Genomic DNA, 15,196 nt, shown 5'->3' with positions numbered 1-15,196 from the left:
GCGGCACCATCTACTGCGGACACTGCGGCGAGCGGCTCGTCTACACCCAACGCAACGGCCGAGACGGGTGCTACCGCTACTACGGCTGTGGCAAGAAGCGCCGGCCTCGCGCAACTGCGCGAGCAAGATCGTGCGGCTGGACAAGATCGAGGACGGCATCGCCAACCTGTACCGCCGCCTCCAACTCCCGGCCGACGAGGTCCAGCGGCTACGCACCGCCGCGCATGCCGAAATGGCCGGACAGTCGGCCGACTCCCAGCGGCACGCCGCCCAGGCCAACCGCCGCCTGGCTGCCCTCGGCGAAGTGCGCGCCAAGCTCATGCAGGCCCACTACGCCGAGGCCATCTCCCTCGAGATGCTCAAGGCCGAGATGAACCGGCTCCCCCGAGCCATCTCTGCCACCGAGCAGGAGGTCGCCTTCGCGAACGCCGAACTGGCCGACGTCGAGAAGATCCTGGAGCAAGCGCTCATCGTGGCCGGTAGCTGCTACCAGCACTACGAGGCCGCCCCGCCGTTCGTGCGGCAACAGATCAACCAAGGCTTCTTCGAAAAGCTCTGGATTGGACAGGACGGTGCCGTCGAGAAAGCCGAGCTGACCGAGCCGTTCCGGGTGCTGCTGGCGTCTGACACCTGGGTGTCAGAGGCAACAGATGCAAACGAAAACCGTCGCCATCCGGACGGGGATGACGACGGTCAGGGTTCGCATAATCTAGCTTTGGTGGAGCTGAGGGGAATCGAACCCCTGACCTTCTCGATGCGAACGAGACGCGCTACCAACTGCGCTACAGCCCCAGGTGTATCAGGCCCGCCCTCGCGGGCCGACCTGAAGAACCCTAACAGACCCCTACTCCCCCACCGCACGCCGGTGGGGGGTACCCGCGTCGAACTCGTCGGGCTCCTCCTCGGCGTCCACGTCGACCAGCGACGTCCCGGCCGGGACGGGCGGCGGCGGGGCCGCGGCGAGGCGCGGGAGCGACGACTCGTGCTCGGTCCCGACGGGGCCCTCGACGGTGCGTCCGCGGGCCGGGAGCACGCCCAGCGGCTCGCCGGTGCCGCGGACGCGGGTGGGCTCGCCGTCGTCGGCGGTCCAGTCGTCGTCCTCGTCGGCGCCCGCGGTGTCGGGGGCGGCGGTCGCGCGGATCTCGTCGTCGGCCCGTCCGGTGGAGGCCTCACGGCCGCGGTGGGCCCACTCGTCGAGCTCGGGGTCGTCGGCGGCCGGGGACTGCCGGGTGCCGGCCAGGCGTGCGGCACGGCGGGCCCGGATGCCCTCCTCGATGCGGACCTGGCGACGCAGGTAGGTCAGGTAGCCGACCAGGCCGACGCCGACGGCGCCGGTGACCCACCAGAACACCGTCGAGACCAGCAGCGCGGCCGCGCCGGCGGCGAGCAGCAGCACGAGCAGACCGAGGACGACGCGCTGGCGGAACGCGTACTTGGCGTGCGCGGCCGCGGCGGCGGCCTCCGGGTCGAAGCCCCCGCGGCCGGGCCGGTAGCGGGCCGGCGGGCGGGACCAGCCGTCCTCGTCGACCTCGCCGATCCCGTCGGCGTCGATCCCGTGCTCGTCGTCGGCGTCGACGAGGTCGGCGGGTGCGTGGTCCTCGTCGGACCGGGGGTCGCGCTCCCGGTCCGACCGGACCCGCTCGTCAAGGCCGGCGTCGTCGTGGTCCACGAGGTCGTGGTCGAGATCGGCGCGGTCGAGATCGTCATCGCGATCGTCGAGGTCGTCGAGGTCGCGGTCGTCGAGATCGGCGCCCCCGGGCCCGCGGACCCGGCCGTCGTCGTCGATCTCCGCGTCGTCGTAGACGTCCTCGGCGTCGTCGTAGGCGTACTGGTCGGCCTCGTCGGAGCGCCCACGGGGAGCGGGGACGTCGTCCCGCGCCTCCGCCAGCTCGCCGACCGTGGTCGGACCGGATCGCTGTGTCACAAGAACCTCCGGGTGTCGATGCCGCGCGGGACGTTCCAGCACCCGCCCGGACAGCAGCGCCGGGCTGAGCCGGGCCACTTCCTGCTGGCGCCGGGCGACGGTCGGAACGAGGATCAGCAGCCAGAGCACGACCAGACCCACGAAGATCACAGAGCTGGGCACGGCTGCCTCCTCCCCGACCGGCGCAGTCCACCCGGTGGAACGGCCCCGACCCGCGCCACCACTGATCACCGTAATCGGGCGTGTGCCCGTACCCGGGCCGCGACGCGCCGTGGTCCCCCGGACGGACGGTGCGAAACCAGAGACGTGCGGTACACGTGTGACTCCGGTGAGTGATCGAACGAGGTGCGGGGGCTGCGCAGGGTCAGGACCGCGACGCGCGGCCGTGGCGCACCAGCCGGGCCGCGAAACCGCCCGGCGGGACCTCCTCGGCGGTCACGGCGTAGGCGTAGTGGTCGCGCCAGGCGCCGTCGACGTCGAGGTAGCGCTGGAGCAGTCCCTCGCGGCGCAGCCCGAGCCGGGCGAGCACGGCGATGCTGGCCGCGTTCTCCGGGCGGACCGTGGCCTCGACGCGGTGCAGCCGGACCGGGCCGAAGCAGTGGTCCAGGACGAGCGCGACGGCCGCGGTGGTGATCCCGCGCCCGCCCAGCGTCGAGTCCAGCCAGTAGCCGACGTAGCCCGACAACAGCGGTTCCCGCACGACGTTGCCGACCATGACGTGCCCGGCCATCGCCCCGTCGACGGTGATCGCGAACGGCAGCGACAACCCGCGCCGGGCGGCCCCACGCAGCAGCCACCACCGGCCGGGCCACTCCACACCGGAGTTGCGGCGGGCCCACCCGCCGTAGGTCGTCGGCTCCCAGGGGCGCAGGAAGTGCTCGTCCCGCACCCGGATCCGGGCCCAGTCACCGCCGTCGCGCAGCCGGACCGGGCGCAGCCCCACCTCGTGCCCGCGCACCCGCAGCGGCCCGAGCACGGCGGGCCAGCCGGGGTGGCCGCCAGGCGGTTCGGGGACGACGGGCGGCGGCACTCGGCTCAGTTCCGCCCGCGGGGGACGAGCTCGACGTGCTCACCGACGGTCATCTCGGTGACGTCCTCGTCGATGACCGCCAGGGCGTTGACCTCGGACAGCACGGCCAGCAGGTGGGTACCCGACGCGCCGAGCGGCTGGGCGAGCAGCTCGCCGTCGTCGTCGGACCGCAGCAGCCGTGCCGGGATGTAGGACCGCCGCCCGGCCGGCGAGACGATCGGCGAGGTCAGCCGCGCGGTCCAGGTGCGCCGCAGCGGCTCCTGGCCCAGCGCCAGCCGGATCAGCGGCCGGACGAACACCTCGAACAGCACCAGCGCCGTCGCCGGGTGCGACGGGAACAGGAACACCGGCACCGCGTCCGGGCCGAGCCGGCCGTAGCCCTGCGCGGAACCGGGGTGCATCGCGACGCGGGTGTCGTCGATGCCGCCGAGGTCGGCCAGCCCGCTCTTGGCCTCGGCCGCGGTCGTCCCGCCGCCCGCCCCGCAGACCACGACGATCTCCGATGCCGGCAGCAGGTCCTCGACCGCACCGCGGATCTCCGCGGCGCTGCCGCCGACGGTCCGGGGCCGGTTGGTCTCCGCGCCCGCCTCACGGGCGGCGGCGACCACCGCGTGCGAGCAGACGTCGGCGACCTGCCCGGACGCCGCCGAGCGGCTCACCTCCACCAGCTCGTCGCCGACCGAGACGACCGAGACCCGCGGCCGCGGGTGCACGAGCAGCTTGTCCCGGCCCGCGGCGGCGAGCATCGCGACCTGGGCCGAGCCGACGACGTCACCCTCGCGGACGGCGACGTCACCGGACTGGACGTCCTCCCCCACCCGGCGCACGAAGCCCGCCGACGGCACGCCGCGGCGGATCGTGAGGCGCGCGGCACCGCCATCGGTCCACCCCAGCGGGGCGACGGCGTCGGCGAGGGTCGGCAGCGGCGCCCCCGCCGCGACACGGACGGCCTGGCCGGGCTGCAGCCGCAGCGGCTGGCGCGACCCGGCGGCGATCTCGCCCACCACCGGCACGGTGACCGGGGAGGCGTCGCTGGCCCCGGCGACGTCGACGCTGCGCACCGCGTAGCCGTCGATCGCCGCCTGGTCGAAGACCGGCAGCGGACGCGCCGCGACGACCTCCTCGGCGCTGCGCAGCCCCTGCGCGTCGGTGATCGCGACGCGCACCGGGGCCGGGCGCACCGCCACGTCCAGGATCCGGGACAGGTGATCGGTGACCGTGCGCACTCTCAGTCCTTCAGTCGCTCGTTCAGCCAGGTCCGCAGATCCTCGCCGTACTCCGGGTGCTGCAGCATGAAGTCGACGTAGGCCCGCGCGTACCCGGCGGGGTTGCCCAGGTCGTGGCGCCCGCCGCGGTGCACGACGACGTGCACCGGGTGCCCCTCGGAGATCAGCAGCGCGACGGCGTCGGTCAGCTGCAGCTCACCGCCCGCGCCGGGGGTGATCCGGTCCAGTGCGTCGAAGATCGCGCGGTCGAGCAGGTAGCGACCGGCCGCGGCCAGGGTCGACGGCGCCTCGTCCGGGGCTGGCTTCTCGACCATCCCGTGGACCTGCTTGACGTCGTCGGCGCCGGTGTCGGAGACCTCGAAGACGCCGTAGGCCGAGATCTGCTCGCGCGGCACGTCGAAGGCGCAGAGCACGCTGCCGCCGTGCTCCTCGCGGACCTGCGCCATCCGGGCGAGGACCCCGGTCGGGAGGACCAGGTCGTCGGGCAGGAGGACGGCGACGGCCTGCTCGTCGTCGGCCAGCGCCGGGCCGGCCTGGGCGACGGCGTGGCCGAGGCCCTTCGGCTCGTACTGGTACACCGACTCGACCTCGAGCAGGCCGGGGGCGCGGCGGACCTTGTCGGCCAGCTCGCCCTTGCCCCGGCCCTCCAGAGTCTTGACCAGCTCGTCGTCGGTGCGGAAGTAGGCCGCGACCGAGTCCTTGCCCGGAGAGGTCACGACCAGCAGCCGCTGTGCGCCGGCCTCGGCGGCCTCCGCGGCGACGAGCTCGATCCCGGGCGTGTCGACGACGGGGAGCAGCTCCTTCGGCACGGCCTTGGTCGTCGGCAGGAACCGGGTGCCCAGACCCGCCGCCGGGACGACGGCGGTGCGGAAGGCCCCGGTGCCGCTGGACGTCTGCACGCTCATGGTCGGCGAGCCTAGCCACAGCTCTAGCCTGGAGCCGTGACGGCTCGCGCGGGGGACGGGGGTGGATCGTCGCCTGATCAGGGTGGACGACCCGGTGAGGCCAAGCGGGCACTGCGGCGGCTGCTGCTGGCGGAGCGTCGCGGGCGCCCGGTCACCGACCGGGCGGCGGCGACCGCCGCGCTGTCGGTGCACCTGTGCGCGCTCGCCGCCGCGACGCCCGGCCCGGTGGCCTGCTACCTGCCGATCGGCACCGAACCCGGCGGTGCGGGATCGGGGGTGCCGTCACTGCCCGACGCCCTGGTCGCCGCCGGCCACGAGGTCCTCGCCCCGGTGGTGCCGGACGAGCCGGGGCCGCTGGACTGGACCGTCTACCGGGGCCCGGACGACCTGGCGCCCGGGCCGCTCGGGGTCGTCGAACCGACCGGTCCCCGGCTCGGACCCGCCGCGCTCGCGACGGCGGGCCTGGTCGTGGTGCCCGCGCTGGCCGTCGACCGGCGCGGACGACGACTGGGCCGCGGCGGCGGCTTCTACGACCGGACGCTCGTGCTCGCCGCGCCCGGCGCCCTGCTGGTCGTCCCGCTGTACGACGGCGAGCTGCACGACGAGGTCCCGGCCGAGGACCACGACGTGGCGGTGGGAGCGGTCGTCCTGCCCGGTGACGGGGTGGTGCATCTCTCGCCCTGACCGTGTGGACGGGTCGGCCCGCCCGTCGCCGCGGAGTATGCTGGCACTCGCTCTCGTCGAGTGCCAGCCCATGGGCGGGCACCGCCCCAGTTCGTCCGGAGGATGTTGTGCCGACCTACCAGTACGCATGCACCGCGTGTGACCACCGCTTCGAGGCGGTGCAGTCGTTCTCCGACGATGCCCTCAGCACCTGCCCGAACTGCGGCGGGAAGCTGCGCAAGGTCTTCTCCTCGGTGGGCATCGTCTTCAAGGGCAGCGGCTTCTACCGCACCGACTCCCGTTCGGGTTCGGTCAGCAGCGGGTCCTCCTCCGAGTCGACGAAGTCCGACAGCTCCTCGTCGAGCTCGTCCTCGGACTCCTCCTCGTCGGGTTCGTCGGGCTCCTCGTCCTCCTCGGACTCGGCCGGCTCGTCGTCCTCGACGTCGTCCAGCGCCTCGTCCTCGAAGGCCGCCGCCTCCTGATCCGTCCACAACCGGCCGAGTTGTCCACAGGCCGGTGGATCGGCCCGTTCTGAGCCGCGTCCCGCCCTAGCGTCGGAACCACGACGGCGGAGGGACGGTCATGGCGGAGGAGACACAGCGGGCGGACCGCCCGTGGGAGCGGTTGCTGCGGCGGCCCTCCTGGTCACGGGCGTTGCTGGCCCGCCGCGTGCTGGCCGCTGCCCTCACGGTCGCGGCCGTGGTGGTGGCGCTGCTCCCCGCCGCGGGTGACGAGCGGGTCCCGGTGCTGGTCGCGGCGCGCGACCTCGCCCCCGGCACGGCGCTGGGCCCGGGCGACGTGGTCGTGGCCGCCTGGCCGCCCGCCCTCGCCCCCGCCGGTGCGCTGACCGCGCCCGCCGCCGTGGCCGGGCGGCTGCTCGCCGGACCGGTGGCCGCGGGCGAGCCGATCGGTGAGCTGCGGCTGGTCGGGTCCGCGCTCGCCGTCGTCACCGGAGGGCCGGGCGCCTCGGCGGTGCCGCTGCGCCCGGCCGACCCGGCGGTGGCCGCGCTGTTGTCCCCCGGCTCCCGGGTGGACGTCGTGGCGGGCGGCCCGGACGGCGCGCGTGTGCTGGCCGCCCGGGCCGGGGTGGTGGCGGTGCTGCCGCCCGCCGCAGGGGCGGCCGGAGCGCGGGCGGACCCGGGGCCGCTGGTGCTGGTCGCGCTGCCCGAGGCGGAGGCGACCGCGGTGGCGGCGGCGACGCTGACCGGCGAGGTCACGGTGACCCTGCGATGACCGCGGCGGCACCGCGGGCCGCCGGCGTCGGGTGCCCGGCACGCGGCCGGGCACCCGGTCGGTCAGCCGGCGATCGTGCCGATCGACTCGTGCTGCTTGCCGAAGACGACCATGTCGTCGTCCATGATCGCCCGGGGGTTGAACAGCGGGTCGGCGAGGATGCCGTGGACGCGGCGGCGCTGCATGCCCATGTTGCCGCCGTCGTAGATCGGGAGCACCGCGACCTCGCGCAGCAGCTTGCCGAAGCCGTTGGCGGTCTCCAGGCTGTTGACGCCGACGATCTGCATGCACTTGTACACGCAGTCGATCATCATCTCGGTCACCTGGATCTTGTTCATCGCGCCGACCAGCTCGGCGTGCTGGTCGTGCTTGTCCAGGTAGTCGGCGGCCCGCCAGCAGAAGTAGCGCGCCATCTCGATCTTCGACGCGACGTCGCCGAGCACGTAGCCGACGTTCTGGAACTCGATGATCGGCTTCAGGGCGCCCGCGGTGTTGTTGCGGGCGAAGTCCAGGGCAGTCTCGTAGGCGGTGCGGGCCATGCCCACCGCCGCGATCGCCGCCACCGGCCCGGACCAGGCGAAGTTCCGGTTGATCACGAGGTCGCCGTTGCCCTCGGCGCCGGGGAGGAGGTTCTCCACCGGGATCCGGGCGTCGGTGAACACGATCTCGGCGTTCGACGCGAGCCGGTGACCGATCTTGTCGAGGTGGCGGAAGGTGACGCCCGGCGTGCCGCCCTCCAGGATCAGCGCGGACAGTCCCTCGGTGCCACCCGCCTCGGAGTCGGTCCGGACGATGAGGGTCCCGGCGTTCACGCCGGTTTCGTCCCACCCCGCCGAGGACGGCCAGTACTTGCGCCCGTTGACGACGAAGTGGTCGCCGTCGCGGACGGCGGTGAGTCCGACGCCGGCCGGGCGCGGCAGCGGGATGTCGAAGTTCGCGGTGCCGGCCGGGTTGCCGGGCGGCTCGCTCGCGGTCCACCCGCCCAGGTAGGTGCCGGTCGGGTCGGAGGTGGCGGCCCGCAGGATGCGTTCCTTCTGCTCGTCGCTGCCGTACCAGGCGATGGGCATGAGGCCGAGGCCGTTGCAGAGCACGGTGCAGGCGAAGCCGGGGTCGACCGCGCAGATCTCCTCGGCGGCGATGACCAGGTCGACGCAGGAGACCCCTCCGCCGCCGTACTCGGCGGGCAGCATGCACATGGCGATGCCCGCCTTGTACGCCTCGACGTAGGCGCCCTTGGTCATCCGGAAGCCCTCGAGCGGGTCGGGCTCGGCGTCCGCCGCCGCGACGACCGGCTGAAGGACGTTCTCGGAGAACGCACGGACGTCGTGCTGCAGCTTGCGCTGCTCGTCGGACAAGGTGAAGTCGACAGGCATGGCGCTTCCCTTCGCATCGGGATCGGGGACGGCACCGAGCCGGAACCGGTACCCGGCGTACCGGTTCGGAACTGGCTCGGTGGCCGCCGACCATCGGGCCCGCGGCACCGTCGACGGAAGGTCCGTGTCACGAGCGGCGCCACCCCGGTCACGTGCGGTGTCGCGACACCCTCGTGCAACGCCCGGGAGTGCCACGGCGGCGTCGACGGCACCGGTCCGAGGGCCGCCACACGAGCTTCACCTGGGGAAACACAGCGGTAACCGGTAGATCGAATACTGCTTTCATCCCCGGCGACGAGGAGCACACGCGCCCGTGAAACACACCAGCCACGCCGACTACGCCCTCCGTGTCCTCATGTACCTCCGGGTCGCCCCGGGCGGGCGGGGCTCGGTCGGCGAGATGGCCGACGCCCACCGCGTCTCCCGCCACCACCTGGAGAAGGTCGTCCAGCGGCTCGCCGCCGCCGGGCTCGTCGCGACCTCCCGCGGGCGGGGCGGCGGTGTGCGACTGGCCGCGCGGCCGTCGTCGATCACGGTCGGGGCGGTGATGCGGGCGATGGAGAGCGACTTCGCCGTCGTCGAGTGCCTGGGGCCGGCGCGCTACTGCCGGATCGCGGGGGTGTGCGGGGCCCGGAACGTCTTCTCCGACGCGCTGGACGCCTACTTCGCGGTGCTCGACGCCGCGACCCTCGATGACATCGCGGACAACGACATCGGGCTGCGCGGAGCCCTCGAGCTCACCGGGACCGGCTTCCGCGGCCACGGACCCGGCTCCCCCCGGTGACCGGAGCCGCAGGAGGTGACCGATGGCCGTCGACTTCACGCTCTCCCGTTCCCAACGCGACCTGAAGCGCCGGGCTCGTGAGTTCGCCCGGGAGGTGCTGCGCCCGGTCGTCGAGCGGGCCGAGTCGCTGCCCGACCCGCAGGAGGCGTTCCGGGCGACCCGACCCGCCTACGAGGCCGCCTACGCCGCGGGGCTGACCACGCTGTTCCTGCCCCGTGAGCTCGGCGGCGGCGGGCTGTCCCAGGTGGACTTCCTGATCGCGGTCGAGGAGCTGTGCGCGGTCGACCCCGGCTTCGCGACGACCCTGCTGGTCAACGGCCTCGCCCTGAAGCCGCTGCTCTGGGCCGCCCCCGAGGAGCTGCGCGACCGGTGGATCCGGCGCGCCACCGGTGACCCCACCGGCCGCTTCCTGGCCGGGTGGGCGGTGAGCGAGCGGGGCGGGACCGCGAACTTCGACCACCCCGACCGGCGGGCCGGCATCCAGCTCGTCGCCACCCACGACCGCGCCCGCGGCGAGTACGTCCTGCAGGGGGAGAAGCACTGGCCGTGCAACGCGGGCGGCTGGGACCTGCGGGGCGCCGACCTGAGCGTCTGCATCGTGCGGACCGACCGCACCGCGGGCGGGACCTCGGCGCTGAGCGCCGTCGTCGTCGAGCGGGGCACGCCGGGGCTGTCGTTCGAGGTGATCGACAAGATGGCCCACCGCACCTGCCAGAACGTGACGATGACCTTCCGCGGCGTCCGTGTCCCCGAGGAGAACGTCTTCGCCCACGGCGACGGGGACCTGCTCATCAACCGGGCCTTCACCTGGTCGGGCCCGATCGCCGGGATCGCCGCGGTCGGCGTCGCTCGGGCCGCCTTCGAGTTCACGCTCAAGTGGGCGCGGACCTTCACCGGCGGCGGCTCGGCGCCGGTGATCGAGCACCAGGCGGTCGGGAACCTGCTCGCCGACGTCGCGGCGCGGATCGAGGCGGCCCGCTACCTGTGCTGGAAGGCCGCGCACTACCTGGACCGGCACGACGGGCAGGGCCAGGCGCTCGCCGGGATGTCGAAGACGTTCTGCACCGAGCTCGTCAGCCAGGTGGTGAACGACTGCATGCGGGTGGTCGGGGTGAACGTCCTGGACCGCCGGTTCCCGATGGAGCGCTTCTACCGCGAGGCCGCCGTCTTCCCCCTCTACGACGCCGGCAACCTGGCCATGCAGCGCCGTCGCACCTGGGGCGTCATGGCCGACCCCGGCTACGACCCCGACGTCTTCGCCGACGGCGACCCGCTCCCCTTCACCCGATCCATGGAGGGCATCGGCACCGTTCCGGGGGTGCGCTGATGCCCGACCGGGACGGCTCATCGGCCTTCACCCGCACCCGGGACGCGTGGGAGCGCTTCGCGGCGGGCGACGAGGTGCCCGCGGACGTGCCGTTGTCGATCGCGCTGTCCTGGCTGCGCTGCCGGGACCGCCACCGGCTCGACCCGCTGGCGCCGGTGCAGGCCCCCGTGCGGGACGACGTGGTCTACCGCCGGGAGCACGCCTCGGTGTTCACGATGCTCGGCGCCGTCGCGGCGGGGATCGCCGGCAGGTACGACGGGTGCGTCGCCGCGGTCACCGACGGCGACGGCCGGGTGCTGGCCTCGTGGGCGGCACGCGGTTCGGGCGAGTGCGCCCCGGCCCCGGGCAGCGTCTGGGCCGAGGCGCGGGCCGGGACCAACGGTGCCGGGACGGCGCTCGCCCACCCGCGGGCGGTCTGCGTGCGGGGGCCGGAGCACTGGAGCTCGGCACTGCACGACCACAGCTGTGTGTCGACGGCGGTGTGCGACCCGGTGCTCGGCACGGCGGTGGCGGCGCTGACCGTCTCCACCCGGGGTCACTGCCTGCCGGTCCGCCCCGACGACCTGCTCCTCGCCACCGGCCCCGCGCTCCGTGTGCTGTGCGACGCCGCGGCCCGCTCCAGCGCCGTGCTGGCGGGTGCCTTCGTCGACCTGGACCGGCGCGAACGGCGACCGCTGCTCGCGCTCGACGGCGGCGGCCGGGTCGTCGCGGCGAACTCGGCGGCCCGCAGGCGGGGCCTGCTCCCCCGCTCCGACGGTGGCCGGGCGCTCGGCCGGGCCGTCGCACCTGCGCTGGTCCGGGCCTGCGGGGGCGACACCTGGTCGGGGACGGTCGTCGTCGGCGCCGCGGGTGACACGGGCGGCGCCGGCGGCGCCGGCGGCGCTGACCCGCTGGTGTTCCGGCTGCGCCCGGTGCCCGGTGACGCGGGTCCGGTCGGCTTCCTCGCCGTCGCCGTCGCCGACGGCGCCGGGGCGGGCACCGACGACGTGCTGCCGGTCCCGGCTCCCACTCCCGCCGGGGACACGCCGGACCGGGTCGCCGCGGTCGGGCGGGGTGGGCGGCTGCACCTGCTGGCCTGCGACGACGTCCGGCACGCCCGCGCCGACGGCCACGACGTCTGGCTGGTCACCGACGTCGGCGTGCTGCGGGCGGCGCACCGCGGGATCGACCGGTTGGCCCGCGAGCTGGAGCCCGCCGGGTTCCTCCGGGTGCACCGTGGACACCTGGTGAACGCCGCGCGGATCCGGAGCGTGCACCGCGGACCGGACGGCATGACGGTGGCCACCGACCGGGCCGGTGCCGAACGGATCCCGGTGTCGCGCCGCGCCGTCCCGGCGGTGCGGGCCGCGCTCGGTCTCTGACCCGCCGGGCCCGGCGGGTCAGCCGCCGTGGTGCGGGGGGCGGTTCTCGGTGAACCAGCGGTCGGGGTCCGCGGAGTCGCGCTCGTCGGCGGCGCCGTAGTCGGCCCGCTCGTCGGCGGTGGTCGAGGGGTCGTCGCCGAAGATCTCCTCGATCCGTCGGCGCATCCGGTCCGCGGGCTCGCTCATGGCTCCATGGTGCCGTGCGCGGGCGGCGCGGGTGGACACCGATCCCGCGTCACCGTGCCGTGCCGGGCTCGCGGGGCCCCACGACGACGCGTCCGGGTGCCACCATGGAGGCAGCCGTACGCATCCGCCCGGGGTCCCCGGGCGGCGACAGGAGAGGTGGACCGCTCATGGGGTTCCTGGACAAGGCACGCGAGGCTGCCGAGAACGCGATCGAGAAGGCGAAGCCGCACCTGGACAAGGCATTGGAGCAGGCGGGCCCGCACCTGGAGAAGGCCAAGGAGAAGGCGGGCCCGCTCGTCGGGAAGGCCGCGGAGAAGGTCGACCAGGCCACGGGCGGCAAGTACTCGGAGCAGATCGACGGGGTGAAGGGCAAGGTCGAGGGCGCGCTCGGGCACCACGACCCGGCCGCTCCCGGCGCCGGCACGCACGGCGACGCCGTCCCGCCGGTGCCGCCCGCCCCGCCCGGCGGTGACGCGTTGAAGCCGCAGGGCAACCCGGCCGCGTCGCAGCAGCCGCCGGCCGTGCCGCCGGTCCCGCCGGAGCGCAAGGACGACGGCGGCGTCCCGCCGGTGCCCCCGGCGAGCTGACCACACGACGAACGGGCCCCGGCATCCGCCGGGGCCCGTTCCCGTCGTGGGACCGGCCGTGTGACCGGGTCAGTCGTCGAGGCCGGACAGCTCCGAGATGACGTGCGGGACGAGCGGGGTCAGTGTGGCCATGCCGTCGCGGACGGCCGCGCGGGACGCGGCCAGGTTGACCACCAGCGTGCTGCCCGAGACGCCGACGACGCCACGGGACACTCCGGCGTCGACCGCTCCGGCGGCGAGACCGGAGGCGCGGATGGCCTCGGCGATGCCCGGCACCGGCCGGTCGAGCACACCGGTGGTGGCGTCCGGGGTGACGTCGCGGGGGGACACGCCCGTTCCGCCGACGGTCACGACCAGGTCGACGCCGCCGATCACGGCGGTGTTCAGCGCGCTGCGGATGGCCACCACGTCGCCGGGGGCCGAGACCACGCCGTCGACGAGGAAGTTGGCCTCCTCCAGCAGCTCGGTGACCAGCGGACCGGTGCCGTCGGACCGCTCACCCGCGCTGACCCGGTCGTCGACGATCACCACGAGAGCACGGCCGATCTGCGGACCCGACATCTCCATGCCGTCACCCTAGCGCCGGCCCGGGGCCACGCCGGGGGAGGCCGTGCCGGTGCCGGGAGGGGGGACCGGCACCGGCACGACACTCCGGGCGCATTCGATGGGGCACCACCGAATGCCGAACCACCCCATCACGACGGTTCTTCACCCGTCAACGACCTGCCGTTCGCACCACCCGCACGGCCCCGTCCGGTCGGACGACGTCCACCCGGGCGGGCCGTCACTGCTCGCCCAGCGTCACCTCGACGGTCCGGGTCGCCCCGCCCGCGTCGAGGACCTCCAGCTGGACGACGCTGCCCGGCGGCTGCGACCGCACCGCGGCCTGCAGGTCCGTGCCGGTGGTGACCCGTTGGTCACCCAGCCGGGCGACGATCTCCTGCAACCGCAGCCCGGCCTTCGCGGCCGCGCCGTCCGGGGTGACCTCCTGGATCACCGCGCCGCGCAGCTGCGGGTCGTTGCCGACGGTCACGCCGAGCACGGCGTGCGTGGCCTTGCCTCCGGAACGCAGCTGGTCGGCGATGCGGCGGGCCTGGTTGATCGGGATCGAGAAGCCGACGCCGATCGAGCCACCGCCCGGCCCGGCCGTCGCGATCGCGGAGTTGATGCCGACGACCCGGCCGTCGGCGTCCACCAGCGGGCCCCCGGAGTTGCCGGGGTTGATGGCGGCGTCGGTCTGGATCGCGTTCAGCACCGTGTCGCTGGCCCCCGGCGCACCGGACTCGGCGGGGATGCCGACGGCCCGGTCGACGGCCGAGACGATGCCGGTGGTGACCGAACCGCCGAGCCCGAGCGGCGACCCGAACGCGGTGACCTGCTGACCGACCCGGACGCGGTCGGAGTCGCCGAGCTCGACCGTCTTCAGGCCCGGCAGGTCGGTGCGCACGAGCGCGATGTCGGACTGCGGGTCCTGCCCGACGATCGACCCGATGGCGGAGCGGCCGTCCTGCAGGACCACGCGCAGCGTCCCGCCCTGCGACGCCGGGGCGACGACGTGGTTGTTGGTGAGGATCAGGCCGTCGTTGCCGACGATCATGCCGGAGCCCTCGCCGCGGTCACCGACGTTGCCCGCACCGCCGTCGACCCTGATCTGGACGACGGCGGGCAGCACCTTCTCGGCGACGGCCTCGATCGATCCGGCCGGTGCCGCACCCCCGGACCCGCCCGCGATGCGCGCGCCGACCAGCCCGCCGAGGGCACCCGCGACCAGCGCGATGAGCAGCCCGGCCGCGACCAGGACGACTCCCCGGCGTCCGCGGCCGGGCGGACGCGGCGGGGCGGGTGGGGCGCCGACCGCCCACGGGGGCGGGGTGGGCCCGCCGGGGGCGGGTGTGCCGGTCGCGTCCGGGTGCGCCGGGAGCTCCCGGGTGCCGTCCGCCGGCACCGGCGTCGTGTCCGTCGGGCTGTCCCGGGTGTCCGCGTCGGGCGCGGCACCTCCGGAGCCCGCGGCGGGCGCGTCGGCGGCGGTGGAGCCGGGGCGGGCCCACGGGTTGGCGGGCACGGCCCAGCGGTCGGTGGGCGGGTCCTGGGTGGAGACGGCCTCGGTGTCGGGGCCGTGGTCGGGCTGGGGGCCGGCGTCCTCGTCGGCCGGGGTGCCGGGTGACGCGGGGGCCGTCCCGGAGACACCGGTCGCGCCGGCCGTCGACGCGGCGGTCGCGCCGGAGCCGGTGGACGCGCCGCCGTCGGCGGCCGCAGGTGCCGTCGCGGACTCCTCACCCGGACCGGCCGCGGCGATGTCACCGGCCGGGCCCGCGTCGGCACCCTCCCCGGCAGCGCCCGGTGAGCCGGTGGCCGGGCCGTCGGCGGACCCGTCCGACGCAGATCCGTCACCGGGGGCCCCGGACGAGGAGGGCCGCGGTCGGTCCTGCTCGGTGTCGGTGTCGCCGGAGGGCCCCGCCGGTCCCGCGGGGGCGGGGGCCCTGCCGTCGCGGCCGGATCCGTCCCCGGAGTCCCCGCCGGACGTCCCCGCTCCGGTGCGGGTCGGCTCGTCGGGCGGGTTGTCCTGGGTCATGCGTCCACCGTCCGTCGTCTCACAG

At 75.0% G+C, this 15,196-nt stretch carries 16 protein-coding genes and 1 tRNA gene; 7 read left to right on the top strand and 10 right to left on the bottom strand.

The features are described from left to right. Positions 1-208 precede the first annotated feature (208 nt). The 6 genes from Ae717Ps2_RS02060 to Ae717Ps2_RS02035 all read right to left on the bottom strand — a co-directional run bounded on the left by Ae717Ps2_RS02060 (position 209) and on the right by Ae717Ps2_RS02035 (position 5,085). Complete coding sequence (locus Ae717Ps2_RS02060; protein WP_075550149.1) at positions 209-463, bottom strand: hypothetical protein; 255 nt, start codon at positions 461-463, stop codon at positions 209-211. A gap of 253 nt (positions 464-716) precedes the next feature. Further along, positions 717-792 (bottom strand) — tRNA-Ala (locus Ae717Ps2_RS02055). Positions 793-844: 52 nt separating this feature from the next. After that, a complete protein-coding gene (gene glpR, locus Ae717Ps2_RS40195) occupies positions 845-2,086 on the bottom strand; it encodes a gephyrin-like molybdotransferase receptor GlpR (protein ID WP_139318825.1) in 1,242 nt (413 codons plus the stop codon). 202 nt (positions 2,087-2,288) lie between these two features. Next, positions 2,289-2,954 carry a GNAT family N-acetyltransferase gene (locus Ae717Ps2_RS02045; RefSeq protein WP_075308419.1) on the bottom strand — a complete coding sequence of 222 codons (666 nt, stop codon included), beginning with the start codon at positions 2,952-2,954 and terminating at the stop codon, positions 2,289-2,291. 5 nt (positions 2,955-2,959) lie between these two features. Continuing rightward, on the bottom strand, positions 2,960-4,180 hold the full coding sequence (glp, locus tag Ae717Ps2_RS02040; RefSeq protein ID WP_082375558.1) for a gephyrin-like molybdotransferase Glp: 1,221 nt from the start codon (positions 4,178-4,180) through the stop codon (positions 2,960-2,962). Positions 4,181-4,182: 2 nt separating this feature from the next. After that, positions 4,183-5,085 (bottom strand): UTP--glucose-1-phosphate uridylyltransferase, encoded by a 903-nt coding sequence (locus tag Ae717Ps2_RS02035; RefSeq protein WP_020627027.1) that lies wholly within the window; start codon positions 5,083-5,085, stop codon positions 4,183-4,185. A 36-nt stretch (positions 5,086-5,121) separates the two neighbouring features. Here Ae717Ps2_RS02035 and Ae717Ps2_RS02030 point away from each other — a divergent pair, with 36 nt between their 5' ends. From Ae717Ps2_RS02030 to Ae717Ps2_RS02020, 3 genes are all read left to right on the top strand, one after another. Then, positions 5,122-5,769 carry a 5-formyltetrahydrofolate cyclo-ligase gene (locus tag Ae717Ps2_RS02030; RefSeq protein WP_083695547.1) on the top strand — a complete coding sequence of 216 codons (648 nt, stop codon included), beginning with the start codon at positions 5,122-5,124 and terminating at the stop codon, positions 5,767-5,769. Positions 5,770-5,876: 107 nt separating this feature from the next. Beyond that, complete coding sequence (locus tag Ae717Ps2_RS02025) at positions 5,877-6,230, top strand: FmdB family zinc ribbon protein (protein WP_075308421.1); 354 nt, start codon at positions 5,877-5,879, stop codon at positions 6,228-6,230. A 100-nt stretch (positions 6,231-6,330) separates the two neighbouring features. Next, on the top strand, positions 6,331-6,981 hold the full coding sequence (locus Ae717Ps2_RS02020) for an SAF domain-containing protein (RefSeq protein ID WP_075308423.1): 651 nt from the start codon (positions 6,331-6,333) through the stop codon (positions 6,979-6,981). Between the two features lie 62 nt (positions 6,982-7,043). On the opposite strand, the gene Ae717Ps2_RS02015 is transcribed toward Ae717Ps2_RS02020, so the two are convergent. Beyond that, positions 7,044-8,354: an acyl-CoA dehydrogenase family protein gene (locus Ae717Ps2_RS02015; RefSeq protein WP_020627356.1), complete on the bottom strand. Its 1,311-nt coding sequence runs from the start codon at positions 8,352-8,354 to the stop codon at positions 7,044-7,046. 313 nt (positions 8,355-8,667) lie between these two features. Between Ae717Ps2_RS02015 and Ae717Ps2_RS02010 the strand changes: the two genes are divergently transcribed. The 3 genes from Ae717Ps2_RS02010 to Ae717Ps2_RS02000 are packed head-to-tail and all read left to right on the top strand — an operon-like array spanning position 8,668 to position 11,826. Then, positions 8,668-9,138, top strand: coding sequence for an Rrf2 family transcriptional regulator (locus Ae717Ps2_RS02010; protein WP_075308425.1), 471 nt, complete (start codon positions 8,668-8,670; stop codon positions 9,136-9,138). A gap of 22 nt (positions 9,139-9,160) precedes the next feature. After that, positions 9,161-10,465, top strand: a complete 1,305-nt coding sequence (locus tag Ae717Ps2_RS02005; RefSeq protein ID WP_075332961.1) for an acyl-CoA dehydrogenase family protein — start codon at positions 9,161-9,163, stop codon at positions 10,463-10,465. Then, positions 10,465-11,826 (top strand): DNA-binding protein, encoded by a 1,362-nt coding sequence (locus Ae717Ps2_RS02000; RefSeq protein WP_075332960.1) that lies wholly within the window; start codon positions 10,465-10,467, stop codon positions 11,824-11,826. The genes Ae717Ps2_RS02005 and Ae717Ps2_RS02000 overlap by 1 nt, the downstream gene beginning before the upstream one ends. A gap of 18 nt (positions 11,827-11,844) precedes the next feature. On the opposite strand, the gene Ae717Ps2_RS38045 is transcribed toward Ae717Ps2_RS02000, so the two are convergent. Next, entirely contained in the window at positions 11,845-12,012 is a 168-nt protein-coding gene (locus Ae717Ps2_RS38045; protein ID WP_020625817.1) for a hypothetical protein, read from the bottom strand. A gap of 167 nt (positions 12,013-12,179) precedes the next feature. Here Ae717Ps2_RS38045 and Ae717Ps2_RS01995 point away from each other — a divergent pair, with 167 nt between their 5' ends. Continuing rightward, on the top strand, positions 12,180-12,599 hold the full coding sequence (locus Ae717Ps2_RS01995; RefSeq protein WP_075332959.1) for an antitoxin: 420 nt from the start codon (positions 12,180-12,182) through the stop codon (positions 12,597-12,599). Between the two features lie 69 nt (positions 12,600-12,668). On the opposite strand, the gene Ae717Ps2_RS01990 is transcribed toward Ae717Ps2_RS01995, so the two are convergent. Together Ae717Ps2_RS01990 and Ae717Ps2_RS38770 are read right to left on the bottom strand one after the other, a co-directional pair. Next, positions 12,669-13,160 carry a molybdenum cofactor biosynthesis protein B gene (locus tag Ae717Ps2_RS01990; protein ID WP_369804864.1) on the bottom strand — a complete coding sequence of 164 codons (492 nt, stop codon included), beginning with the start codon at positions 13,158-13,160 and terminating at the stop codon, positions 12,669-12,671. 223 nt (positions 13,161-13,383) lie between these two features. Continuing rightward, positions 13,384-15,171 carry a trypsin-like peptidase domain-containing protein gene (locus Ae717Ps2_RS38770; protein WP_075332958.1) on the bottom strand — a complete coding sequence of 596 codons (1,788 nt, stop codon included), beginning with the start codon at positions 15,169-15,171 and terminating at the stop codon, positions 13,384-13,386. Between the last annotated feature and the right edge of the window lie 25 nt (positions 15,172-15,196).

Source organism: Pseudonocardia sp. Ae717_Ps2, assembly GCF_001932475.1.
In the GTDB taxonomy this organism is placed as follows: domain Bacteria; phylum Actinomycetota; class Actinomycetes; order Mycobacteriales; family Pseudonocardiaceae; genus Pseudonocardia.
Note: the sequence above shows the minus strand (reverse complement) of the source record. Positions and strands in the feature narration are given on the sequence as shown.